At 67.3% G+C, this 11896-nt stretch carries 10 protein-coding genes and 1 pseudogene; 4 read left to right on the top strand and 7 right to left on the bottom strand.

Annotated elements, in window-relative coordinates; all coding sequences use genetic code 11:
* Positions 1 to 224, top strand: a pseudogene (locus ABDW59_RS23910) (transposase); the annotation flags it as partial.
* Between the two features lie 423 nt (positions 225 to 647).
* Positions 648 to 1229 carry a hypothetical protein gene (locus ABDW59_RS23905; RefSeq protein WP_343633874.1) on the top strand — a complete coding sequence of 194 codons (582 nt, stop codon included), beginning with the start codon at positions 648 to 650 and terminating at the stop codon, positions 1227 to 1229.
* A gap of 265 nt (positions 1230 to 1494) precedes the next feature.
* Here ABDW59_RS23905 and glmS read toward each other — a convergent pair whose 3' ends face one another.
* Complete coding sequence (glmS, locus tag ABDW59_RS23900) at positions 1495 to 3369, bottom strand: glutamine--fructose-6-phosphate transaminase (isomerizing) (protein ID WP_343633872.1); 1875 nt, start codon at positions 3367 to 3369, stop codon at positions 1495 to 1497.
* 148 nt (positions 3370 to 3517) lie between these two features.
* Here glmS and ABDW59_RS23895 point away from each other — a divergent pair, with 148 nt between their 5' ends.
* The gene (locus tag ABDW59_RS23895; protein ID WP_343633870.1) at positions 3518 to 4003 is read left to right on the top strand and encodes an Lrp/AsnC family transcriptional regulator; all 486 of its coding nucleotides are present in this window, start codon (positions 3518 to 3520) and stop codon (positions 4001 to 4003) included.
* A 79-nt stretch (positions 4004 to 4082) separates the two neighbouring features.
* Here ABDW59_RS23895 and ABDW59_RS23890 read toward each other — a convergent pair whose 3' ends face one another.
* The 6 genes from ABDW59_RS23890 to ABDW59_RS23865 are packed head-to-tail and all read right to left on the bottom strand — an operon-like array spanning position 4083 to position 10391.
* Entirely contained in the window at positions 4083 to 5264 is a 1182-nt protein-coding gene (locus tag ABDW59_RS23890; RefSeq protein WP_343633868.1) for a class I SAM-dependent rRNA methyltransferase, read from the bottom strand.
* Positions 5265 to 5298: 34 nt separating this feature from the next.
* Positions 5299 to 7002, bottom strand: coding sequence for a hypothetical protein (locus tag ABDW59_RS23885; RefSeq protein WP_343633866.1), 1704 nt, complete (start codon positions 7000 to 7002; stop codon positions 5299 to 5301).
* A gap of 14 nt (positions 7003 to 7016) precedes the next feature.
* A complete protein-coding gene (locus ABDW59_RS23880; protein ID WP_343633864.1) occupies positions 7017 to 7943 on the bottom strand; it encodes a tyrosine recombinase XerC in 927 nt (308 codons plus the stop codon).
* Positions 7921 to 8619: a DUF484 family protein gene (locus ABDW59_RS23875; protein ID WP_343633862.1), complete on the bottom strand. Its 699-nt coding sequence runs from the start codon at positions 8617 to 8619 to the stop codon at positions 7921 to 7923. Before ABDW59_RS23875 ends, ABDW59_RS23880 begins: the two co-directional genes overlap by 23 nt.
* Entirely contained in the window at positions 8616 to 9491 is an 876-nt protein-coding gene (gene dapF, locus ABDW59_RS23870; protein ID WP_343633860.1) for a diaminopimelate epimerase, read from the bottom strand. Before dapF ends, ABDW59_RS23875 begins: the two co-directional genes overlap by 4 nt.
* 9 nt (positions 9492 to 9500) lie before the next feature.
* Positions 9501 to 10391: a lipid A biosynthesis acyltransferase gene (locus tag ABDW59_RS23865; RefSeq protein ID WP_343633858.1), complete on the bottom strand. Its 891-nt coding sequence runs from the start codon at positions 10389 to 10391 to the stop codon at positions 9501 to 9503.
* Between the two features lie 158 nt (positions 10392 to 10549).
* Here ABDW59_RS23865 and metK point away from each other — a divergent pair, with 158 nt between their 5' ends.
* On the top strand, positions 10550 to 11728 hold the full coding sequence (metK, locus tag ABDW59_RS23860) for a methionine adenosyltransferase (RefSeq protein ID WP_343633856.1): 1179 nt from the start codon (positions 10550 to 10552) through the stop codon (positions 11726 to 11728).
* The last annotated feature ends 168 nt before the right edge of the window (positions 11729 to 11896 follow it).

Below are 11896 nucleotides of genomic sequence, written 5' to 3'. Positions count from 1 at the left end.
AGCACGAGCGGCGTTTCACGGGCTTCGACGACAAGATCATCGCGATGTACGCGCGCGGCATGACGGTGCGCGAGATCCAGGGATTTCTCGCCGAGATGTACTCGGTGGACGTCTCGCCCGACCTCATGCCCGAGGCGCTGGAAGCGGTGTTTCCGGCCACGACGCTGCAGACCTGCATCGTGCACCTGATCCGCAACAGCCTGGAGCTGGCGAGCTGGAAGGACAGCACCTTCTCTTCCAGAAGCTCCCGTACCTGCTCGACATCATGGAGACGTGTTCGACCTGGCACGGTCACAGCGACCGCTTCCTTGAAGGTGTCGATATCGCTGGCCAAGCGTTGCAGCAATCCAGCAGCAGCCAGCGCAAGTTGGCGTCGCGGCTCCGTCTCGCTACTGTAAGAAGCAGGATCAAGGATGGGAGCGTAAGCCATACAAATCCCTCACATCGCCTTTCGGCGAAAAACGGCCAGGAAGAACATTGCAACCAAACCGGCATCGAAGATCGATCGAACTCATGATGCCAAGCAAGTTTCGCTCCTAGCACAGAAAAAACAAGGTTTTGGCGGATATTTTCCGCTGCGGCTGCTGGCGCTGTCGGGCGGTAAGTGTTGGTTCTCGGATGTCCGCGACCTCTACTCGCACTACGACGTGGAGCACTTTCGACCTAAGAAGGACGCCAAGGCCATTGACGGTACTGAGCGTGATGGGTACTGGTGGCTTGCGTTCGACTACATGAACTTTCGGGTCTGCGGCAACGTTGGCAATCGCAAGAAGGGCGGCTGGTTCCCCTTGCAGCAGGGCTCACTTTGTTCGACGTTTGGCGCGCGCTGCGAGGAGTCTGAGGCGCCCTACCTGCTAGATCCCATCGACGACGACGACGTCTCGCTCATCGCTTTCGATGAAGAGGGCAAGCTCATCCCGATGCCTGGCAGTTCGCAGTGGGAGCAGGAGCGCGTGACCGAAACCGTGATGCGCCTGAAGCTCAACGAGCACGTGCCGCTTGCGGAGGCCCGCCGGAGCGTTTGGCAGAAGGTCGATGCCTTGATCGAAGACTTCCTGGCCGCGAAAGCCAAGTGCTCGGCGGGCAAGAATCCGGCGGCGAAGGCCAAGCTGTTGGAGGTGCGGCGCAAGGTGCGCGAACTAACGGACCGATCGGCCGAACTTTCGTCGGTGGCCCGTTGGTGTCTACAGGTGCGCAACGAACCGCAGCTGTTGAAGCTGGTGGCTTGAGCGAGGAGCGCCGAATGCGCCGTCTGGCGCGTCGGCGAGCATCCGGCAGCACTCGTATCGAGCCGCCCTGCGGGCGAGCAGAAGCTCGAAGACATGATCGCGCGGGACCGCTCCTAAGTCGAACGCGTTGCGATGGCCAAGATCGCTAGTTGCTGGAAGGTCGTGGCTTACCGTGTCTCAGACTCTAATGGCACGTCTCAGACATTAATGGCATGTCTCGGACTTTAATGGCACGGAACACTGACCCGATTCACGTGAATCAGGCTCACTCCACGGTGACGCTCTTCGCCAAATTCCGCGGCTTATCCACATCCGTCCCCCGCGCACACGCCGTGTGATACGCCAGCAACTGCAGCGGCACGGTATGGAGGATGGGGCTCAGCGCGCCGTAATGCTCCGGCATCCGGATGACGTGGAGCCCCGGCTCGCTCTCGATCTTCGTATCCCCGTCCGCGAAGACGAACAGCTCTCCGCCGCGCGCCCGCACTTCCTGCATGTTGCTCTTGAGCTTCTCCAGCAGCGTGTCATTCGGCGCCACCGTCACGACCGGCATCTGCGCCGTCACCAGCGCCAACGGACCGTGCTTGAGCTCACCCGCCGGATACGCCTCCGCGTGGATGTAGCTGATCTCCTTGAGCTTCAGCGCGCCCTCCAGCGCGATCGGGTAATGCAGGCCGCGACCCAGGAACAGCGCGTTCTCCTTGCGCGCGAAGTCCTCGCTCCACGCGATGACCTGCGGCTCCAGCGCCAACACCGCCTGCACCGCCACCGGCAGGTGGCGCAGCGCCTTCAGGTGCTCCGCTTCCTGCTCGTCCGACAGATGCCCACGCGTCTGCGCCAGCGCCAGCGTCAGCAGGAACAAGCCCACCAGCTGCGTCGTGAAGGCCTTCGTCGACGCCACGCCGATCTCCGCGCCCGCCCGCGTGATGTAGGCCAGCTCGCACTCCCGCACCATCGCGCTCGTCGACACGTTGCACACCGTCAGCGTGTGCTTCATCCCCAGCGAGCGCGCATGCTTGAGCGCCGCCAGCGTGTCCGCTGTCTCGCCGCTCTGGCTGATCGTCACCACCAGCGTGCGCGGATTCGGCACGCTGTCGCGATAGCGGTACTCGCTCGCGATCTCCACGCTGGTCGGAATCTTGGCAATGCTCTCGAGCCAGTACTTCGCCGTCGAGCCCGCGTAATAGCTGGTCCCGCAGGCCAGGATCAGTACCGAGTCGATCTCCTTGAACACGCGGTAGGCGCCGTCGCCGAACAGCTCCGGGCTGATGCCCGTCACCGCGTCCAGCGTGTTGGCGATCGCCACCGGCTGCTCGAAGATCTCCTTCTGCATGTAATGCCGATACGGGCCCAGCTCCGCCGCGCCGCTGTGCGCGTGCACCGTCTTGACCTCGCGCTCGACGTTCTGGAAGCGGCCCGTCGCCGCGTCCACCCGGCTGATCCAGTAGCGGCCCAGCTGCAGATCGACGACGTCGCCCTCTTCCAGATAGACGATCTGATCCGTCACCCCCGCCAGCGCCATCGCGTCCGAGGCCAGGAAATGCGCGCCCGCATAGTCGTCGCGGCCCACGCCCAGCACCAGCGGCGAGCCCTCGCGGGCGCCGATCACGCGATTCGGCTCGTCGCGATGGAACACCGCGATCGCGTAGGCGCCGCGCAGCTGCGGGATCGCGGCCTGCACCGCCTCCAGCAGGTCGCCGTGGTAATGCAGATCGACCAGGTGCGCGATGACTTCGGTGTCGGTCTGGCTGTGGAAGACGTAGCCACGCGCTTTCAGCTCGGCGCGCAGTTCATCGTGGTTCTCGATGATCCCGTTGTGGACAAGCGCGACGCGACCGGGTTGCAGATGCGCGTCGGGGCCAGGGCCGTGCGAGAAATGCGGATGCGCGTTGTGCACCGCCGGCGCGCCGTGCGTCGCCCAGCGCGTGTGCGCGATGCCGGTGCCCGCCGCCACGCCGTCTTGCGCGGCCAGGGTCTGCAGCTCCGACACCCGCGAGGTGCTGCGCGCCCGGCGCAGCTGACCGTCCTGATGCACCGCGACGCCGCACGAGTCGTAGCCGCGGTACTCGAGCCGCTTCAGGCCCTCGATCAGGATAGGAACGATGTCTTTCTGGCTGACTGCGCCAACGATGCCGCACATGATGTTGCTCCCCGGGGTCCGGTTGATATTGCGAATGGCGGAATGCTAGGCATCTCGACGAGGCGGATGCTTTCGATATTGAGCCAATGATGAAAGAATTCACCATCGGATTCGCTGGATGGCGAATTCTTTCAACATTGAGACTCTGATGGAATCTTCTATCGCATTGGACCCCATCGACTTGCGGGTGCTGGACCTGCTCCAGCAAGACGCCTCGCTGTCCAACCAGGCGCTGGCAGAGCGAGCGCATGTCTCGCCGGCCACTTGCCTGCGCCGTGTGCGGCGGCTGGTCGAGGTCGGCATCATCGAGAAGCGGGTCGCCATCCTGTCGCCGGACAAGCTCGGCGCGGGTTTGTCGGCGTTGGTCGAGATCACGCTCGATCGACAGGGCGCGGAGCACCTGGATGCTTTCGAGGCCATCGCCGTCGCGGCGCCCGAGGTTCAGCAGTGCTGGCGAGTCGCGCCGGGGCCGGACTTCGTTCTGGTGCTGCAGGTGCCGGACATGCCGGCTTATCACGCGCTGGTGCAACGGCTGTTCACGCAGCAGGCCAATGTCCGGAATGTGAAGGCGTTCTTCGGCGTGAAACGGGCCAAGTTTGAACCGCGGTTGAGCCTGCCGGCGGCGAGGGGGTGAGGCGTCCCTCAGAAGACCCTCTCCCCTGCCCTCTCCCGCAAGCGGGAGAGGGAGTAAGAGGCAGAGGGAGCGCGAGGGTTCAGCGCTTGAGGATCAGCAGGCCCTTGAGGTACTCGCCCTCGGGGAAGTAGAGCGTCTGCGGATGGTCGGGCGTGGCGCCGACGCGGTCCAGGATCAGGCCGTCAACGCCGGCGTCCATGCCGGCGCCCGCCACGATCTTGTGGAACAGCTCCGGGCCGATGCCGCCCGAGCACGAGAAGGTGAACAGCAAGCCGCCCGGCTTGAGCAGCATCAGCCCCAGCCGGTTGATGTCCTTGTAGGCCCGCGACGCGCGGTCCGCATGCGCAGCCGTCGGCGCGAACTTCGGCGGGTCCAGCACGATGGCGTCGAACTGGCGGCCCTGCTTGAGCAGGTCGCGCAGCGTGTGGTTGACGTCGGCGTCGAGCGACGTGTGACGCGCCGCGTCGTAGCCGTTGAGCGCCACGTGCGCCGTCGCGCGGGCCAGTGCGGGGCCGGACGAGTCCACGCTGATGACCTCGGTCGCGCCGCCGGCCAGCGCCGCGACGGAGAAGCCGCCCGTGTAACTGAAGCAGTTCAGCACCGACTGGCAGCCGTAATGGCGCACGACCTCGGCGAACTTCTTGCGGTTGTCGCGCTGATCCAGGTAGTAGCCGGTCTTGTGGCCCTCGGCCACGTCGAGGCTGAGCTTCCAGTCGTTCTCGGCGATGACGATCTCGGTGCCGCCGTCGCCGCGCAGCCAGCCGGTCACAGGGGCCAGGCCCTCGAGCGGCCGCACGTTGGCGTCGGAGCGCTCGTACAGCCGCGACAGGCCGGTGGCGGCAAGCAGCAGATCGGCGATGGTCTGCTTCCAGCGCTCGGCGCCGGCGGACAGGAACTGCGCGCTGAGCACGTCGTCGTAGCGGTCGACGATCAGACCGGGCAGGCCGTCGGCCTCGCCATGGATCAGGCGCACCGCGTTGGACGCGATCGGCATGCGGGCGCGCAGCGCGAGCGCGGCCTCGATGCGGCGTTTGAAGAAGGCCTCGTCGATGCGCTCCTTCTCATCGAAGGTCCAGGCCCGCGCGCGGATCTTGGACTCCGGGCTGAAGGAGGCCCAGCAGAGGAAGTCGCCGGTGGAGGACTCGACGCGCACGGTCTCGCCCGGATCGGCCTTGCCCTTCTGGATCGAGCCCTCGAACACCCACGGATGCCGGCGCAGCAGCGAGCGGTCCTTGCCCTCGCGGAGACGGATTGACTTCATGAACGGAGTTCCTTCGCTTTGGAGCCAGGTCTTGTCAGCGCTTCGCCGCAGGCCCCAGCGTCCCGAAAGCCCAGCCGATGTTCAGGCTGACCATCGGCGTCGAGTGCTTGTCGCCGCCCAGCGCCTTCCACTGGCCCACGCCCAGCTTGACCCGCAGTCGGTCGGACTGCCCGGTCCCTTCCCACTGCGCCCAGAGTTCGCCCTGCGTCACCGCGCCGCCGCCGACGGACACGCCGCCGCCACCCGCCGCGCCGACCAGCGCCTCCGCGCCCACGCGCACGCCGCTCCACTTCGGCGAATGAGCGCCCAAGCCGAACATGCCGTAGGAGAACGCGCCCGCCTTGCCCAGCGCCGCGCTGCCCGCCTGCGCCGTCCCGTACCACGGGCCGCCGAAGTCGCGCGTCATGCCCAGACCCAGACCCGTCACGCCCTCGCGCGTGCCGTCCTTGAAGACGAACTCCTTGAAGTGCGGCATCGCGATGTACCAGCTCTGCGCGCGGATCGTGCCCGACTCCAACGGGGGGCTGCTCAGCATGCGCGAGACCTTCTCCAGCGGCAACGCCAGCGAGCCCCGCACCTGGAAGGAGTCGTAGTTCCCCCACGGCGCCTTCATGTAGCCCGCGTCCAGGCGCAGCGTCGGGCCCCACGGCGTGATCCAGCGCATCGTCGGCCCGACGCGGACCAGCCAGCCGCCGCCCGTGTCCATGTCGCCGCCGCCGCCCAGACCGACCGACACCTGGCCGCCGACACGGAAACGCTCGCTGCCGATGCCCCAGTCCTGACCCGCGTTGGCCAGGATCTCCATGTAGCCGTCATGACCGCCCGACGCGGCGCCGGAGGCCTCCAGCCCCCACCACGACGAGCCGTTGCCGAAGTACTGGCGCAGGTCCGCGCCGGCCTTCGCTTTGCGTCCGGTCAATGGAACGCCGCCGCGCGTGCGGCTGCCGCTGCGCGGCTTCTCCACGCCCGCGCTCAGCGCGATCTCGTCGAAGCCCATGCCCGTGCGGTCGCCCGTGCGCCCGTCCCGGCCAGACAGGCTGGGGTCGAAGCTCAGGAAGCGGTCCATGCGGCCCAGCGTCAGCATCACGCCGGTGTCCTTGATGTTGCCGCTGCCGTTCGGGAAGGCCGTGTGCGCGACACCCGCGCCCAGATACCAGTTGCCGAACTCGCGCCGCACCGACAGCTCCGGCCGGATCATCAGACCGCCGCCGGGACGGACCTTGTCCGAGCTCACGCCGCCGCCGGCGCCCGCATACAAGCTGGCCGCCACGTGCCAGTCCTGCGCGATGCGGAAGCGCCGCTGCAGGTTGAAGCCGACGGTGAACAGGCCGCCGAATTCGCCCTTGGCCGCGCCGTAGGCGGCCGGGCCCAGGCCCCAGTCCTCGTTGATCGCGACCATGTAGCTCACGCCCAGCAGCGCCGTCTTCTGCCCCGTGGGCATCTTGATCGGCGTCCAGTTGGCCTCGAAGGCCGCCGGGCGGCTGTCCGTCGCGGTGAAGACCTGCCGATCGTCCGAACGCACCGTCACCAGCGCCGGCTGCGCCACCGACTGGTTGACCACCGGTAGCGGCGCATTGCCCGCGCCGCTCGTCGTCGAGCTCGAGGACTGCGCCTGCGCGGCGCCCGCGGCCAGCAGCGCGGAGCACAGCAGCAACGGACGCGACGGGAAGGGGGAGGACGCGGTGGCGGTGGCTGGGGCGCGGGAAGCGGACGAGGTGGTTTTGGAAAGTCGGGCCATCGGAGACAAATCGGTTATTTCTTCTTGGCGCGCGGATGCGCCGCGTCATAGACCTTGGCGAGATGCTGGAAGTCCAGCCGCGTGTAGATCTGCGTCGTGCTGATGTTGGCGTGGCCCAGCAACTCCTGGACCCCGCGCAGGTCGCCGCTGCTTTGCAGCAGATGCGACGCGAAAGAATGGCGCAGCATGTGCGGATGCACGTGCGTGGGCATGCCGGCGGCGATCGCGCGTTGCTTGAGCCGCTTGCGCACCTGGTCCGCCGTCATCCGGCGGCCGCGCGGGCCGACCAGCAAGGCGGGTTCGTCGTCCGCCGCCCACTGCGGGCGCTGCACCAGCCACCGACGGATCGCCTCCAGTGCCGGTCCGCCCAGCGGCACCGCGCGGCGCTTGGATCCCTTGCCCAGCACCTGCGCCTCGCCGTCCTCGGGCACGATCCAGCCGGCCGATTGCGGATGAAAGCGGACATCCAGCCCGACCAGCTCCGACACCCGCAGCCCGCTGCCGTAGAGCAGCTCCACGATGCAGGCGATCAGGGTTTCGGCCACCGGATCCTGGTCCTGGTGGTGCTCGGCCAGACGCACCGCGTCGTCGACCCCCAGCGCCTTGGGCAGCGGCTTGCCCTGCTTGGGCGCGCGCAGGTCGGTGATGGGATTGGCGTCGACCTTGCCGTCCTGGCCCAGCCAGCGGTACCAGCCCCGCCAGGCCGACAGGATCAGCGCCAGGCTGCGCGGCCCGAGCCGCTCGCCGTGCATCTTGGCCAGGAAGCGCCGCGCCTGATGCGTGGTCAGGCGCATCAGGTCCAGGTCCTCGGCCGCGGCGAACGCGGTCAGACGCCCCAGCGCGTCCGTGTAGAGGATCAGCGTGCGCTCCGCCAGCCGGCGTTGCACGCGCAGGAAGTCCAGGTAGCGCTGCTGCTCGTCAGTCAGCGAGGACTGCGGCATGCGGATCGGCGTCCAGCAGACGCGACAGCGCGGCGCTCGCGATCTCGCCGACACGGGCCAGGAACTCGGTGCCCATCTCGGCGGTGTAGCGCGTCGGGTCCGGCGAGCCCAGCACCAGCAGGCCGAAGGCCTGGCTGGGCGCGCCCGCCGTCAGCGGCACCAGCGCCAGCGAGGCCACGTCGTCCTCCAGCCAGCGCGCCGCCTCGAAGCCCGAATTGATGCCGCAGTACGGCTGGTTCAGGCTGCCCACGAAGGTCTTCACATCGGTGCTGACCTCGGACGCGAACGAGGCCAGCGCATGGCCCGGGTCCACGTTCCACAGGCGCAGGCCGGCCTGCGGGATCAGGAACTGATGGCGCAGCTCGCGCAGCAGGACTTCCGGGAGCTGGCTGTCGTCGCGCGTCAGCATCAGCGCCAAGGTCCAGCGATGCAGCCGGTCGGAGATCGCGACGTTCTCCTGCCCGTTGCGGATCATCTCGACGATCTTGTGCTCCAGGCCGCGGATCTTGTCGCGCAGCAGCTCCGCCTGGCGCTCCTGCAGCGAGACCGCGCGCTGACCATGCGGATGGGAGATCCGCACGTTGGCCAGCAGCTCGGCGTGACGTTCGAAGAACGCCGGGTCATTCGCCAGGTAATCGGCGATGTCTTGTTCGGTGATGCCTTCGATGCCGCTCACAGTTCGATCTCTCCTTCAAATACGGTCTGGGCCGGACCGGTCATGTAGACGTGGGCGCCCAGGCCCTCGCCGCCCGGGACCATGCCCGTCCATTCGATGCGCAGGTCGCCCCCGCGGGCGTGCACCTCCACCACCGGATCCAGCCAGCCCAGCCGGATCCCCGCGACCACCGCCGCGCAGGCGCCGGTGCCGCAGGCCAGGGTCTCGCCGCTGCCGCGCTCGAAGACGCGCAGCTTCACTTCCGAGCGGCTCAGCACCTGCAGGAAGCCGGCGTTGACCTTGCGCGGGAAGCGCTCATGGGCCTCCACCAGCGGGCCCACGATGCCCACCGGGGCGTGGTCCACGTCCTGGACGCGCTGCACCGCATGCGGGTTGCCCATCGAGAGCACCGCCACGTCGGCGGTGATGCCGTCGCCCAGCTCCAGCGGCCAGAGCTCGAAGCCATTCTCGAGCCGAGGGCTGACGCCTGCGGCGTCGAAGGGGATGTCCTTCAGACCGAAGATCGGCGCGCCCATGTCCACGGTGACGCGGCCGTCGTCCTGCAGACGCAGCTCCAGCAGCGCGTTGACGGTCTGCACGCGGATGCTGCGCTTGTCGGTCAGGCCCTTGTCGACGACGTAGCGCACGAAGCAGCGCGAGCCGTTGCCGCACTGCTCCACCTCGCTGCCGTCGGCATTGAAGATGCGATAGCCGAAGTCCACGCCAGGGGCGGGCGAGCCCTCGATCACCAGCACCTGGTCGCAGCCCACGCCGAAGCGGCGGTCGGCGACGCGGCGCAGTTGCTCCGACGTCAGCGACATCGGGTGACGCGTCGCGTCCAGCACGACGAAGTCGTTGCCGGCGCCATGCATCTTGGTGAAGCGCAGTTTCATGGGGTCGGATTATCGGGAATACAGGGAGGGCTCGCCCTCCGGTCGGGTCTTGAATCGCTTGTGGACCCAGAAGTACTGGGCCGGATTCTCACGGATGCGCGCCTCCAGCCAGTGATGGAAATGCAGCGCGTCGGCTTCCAGGTCGCCGCTGGGGTAGTTTTCCAGCGGCTCGTGGGCGTGGACCACGATGCCCTCGCCCTTGGGCAGCATGGTGACGATCACCGGCTGCACCACCATCTTCATGGTCTGCGCGATCTTGGCCGGCGCCAGCAGCGTGTTGGCCGGCACGCCGAAGAAGGGGACGAAAGCCGAGTCCTTGGGCCCGAAGTCCATGTCCGGCAGATTCAGGAACGAGTACCCGTCCCGGATGCAGCGCAGCACGCTGCGCACGCCGTCGTGGCGGTCGACCAGCTTGGTCGTGCCGAAGCGCGAGCGCGCCTTGCGCAGCGCCTCGTCGAAGATCTTGTTGCTCTGACGCTGATAGATGCTGGCGCCGGGGCGGGACTGGTTGAGCATCAGCGCCGGGCCGATCCAGTCCAGGCCCACGAAGTGCGGCATCAGCCACATCACCGGGCGGTCCACCTGCTCGGAGAGCTTGATGTTGCCCTCGATGCGCATCAGGCGCAGCAGGCGCTTGTCCGAGGCGTACCAGAGCAGCCCGCGCTCCAGCAGCGAGCGGCCCAGCCAGCCGAAGTGCTCGCGCACCAGGGCTTCACGCTCGGCCGGCGGCTTGTCGGGGAAGCAGAGCTCCACGTTGCGCAGCGCCACGCGCCGGCGCGAGCCCGCCACGCGGTGCAGCAGGCCGCCCAGGCCCCATCCCAGCGCGGCCAGCCAGCGCAACGGCAACCAGTGCAGAAGCCACAGCAAGCCGATCAATGCATATGTCGCGAGTGTTCCCATCAACCGTCCGCCGCCCTTCCCAGGCTGTCTGTTCCTATAATGCGCCCCTGTCGCCGAGTTAATTTGGACAACTTGCGGGGCGACTCATAAATCCCGCTAAAGCGTTCGCCGCCTGACTCCCAGACACGGCAACGCCCGTAGAACCACAGGAGTTTAAATTGGCGAGCGATTTCCTCTTCACCTCGGAATCCGTCTCCGAAGGTCACCCGGACAAGGTGGCCGACCAGATTTCCGACGCCATCCTCGACGCGATCCTTGAGCAGGACCCGCGCTCGCGCGTGGCCGCCGAGACGCTGTGCAACACCGGTCTGGTGGTGCTGGCCGGCGAGATCACGACGAACGCCCACGTCGACTACATCCAGGTCGCCCGCGACACGATCAAGCGCATCGGCTACGACAACACCGAGTACGGCATCGACTACAAGGGTTGCGCCGTGCTGGTCGCCTACGACAAGCAGAGCAACGACATCGCGCAAGGCGTGGATCAGGCGTCGGACGACCACCTGAACACCGGCGCCGGCGACCAGGGCCTGATGTTCGGCTACGCCTGCGACGAGACGCCGGAGCTGATGCCGGCCCCGATCTATTACGCCCACCGTCTGGTCGAGCGCCAAGCCCAGCTGCGCAAGGACGGCCGTCTGCCGTTCCTGCGTCCCGACGCGAAGAGCCAGGTGACGATGCGCTACGTCGACGGCAAGCCGCACAGCATCGACACGGTCGTGCTGTCGACGCAGCATGCGCCGGAGATGTCGCTGGGCGACAAGATGAAGCCCGAGTTCTACGAGGCCGTCATCGAGGAAATCATCAAGCCGGTGCTGCCGAAGGCGTGGCTGCAGGACACGAAGTACCTGGTCAACCCGACCGGCCGCTTCGTCATCGGCGGCCCGCAGGGCGACTGCGGCCTGACCGGCCGCAAGATCATCGTCGACACCTACGGCGGCGCCTGCCCGCACGGCGGCGGCGCGTTCTCGGGCAAGGATCCGACGAAGGTCGACCGCTCGGCCGCCTACGCGGCGCGCTACGTGGCGAAGAACATCGTCGCGGCGGGTCTGGCCAAGCAGTGCCAGATCCAGGTCGCCTACGCCATCGGCGTGGCGCGCCCGATGAACATCACGGTCTACACCGAAGGCACGGGCGTGATCGCCGACGAGAAGATCGAAGCCCTGGTCCGCGAGCATTTCGACCTGCGTCCCAAGGGCATCATCCAGATGCTGGATCTGCTGCGTCCGATCTACGCCAAGACCGCCGCTTACGGTCACTTCGGCCGTGAAGAGCCGGAGTTCTCGTGGGAGCGCACCGACAAAGCGCAGGCGCTGCGTGCAGCGGCCGGCCTGTGATCGTCGAGCGATCCCAGATTGATCGTTCCGCGTTGACGGCCCGGTGACGCCGGGCTGACGGGGGAAACCCTCTCACGCGCCCGGTCATTTGCCGCACACGCGGAAACTTGATCCCGCAAACCAGGGTCGCCGAGGGCGGCCCTGTTTGCTTTCTGAAGGCTTCGCGCG

It is taken from the genome of Roseateles sp. (assembly GCF_039595295.1).
In the GTDB taxonomy this organism is placed as follows: domain Bacteria; phylum Pseudomonadota; class Gammaproteobacteria; order Burkholderiales; family Burkholderiaceae_C; genus Roseateles.
Note: the sequence above shows the minus strand (reverse complement) of the source record. Positions and strands in the feature narration are given on the sequence as shown.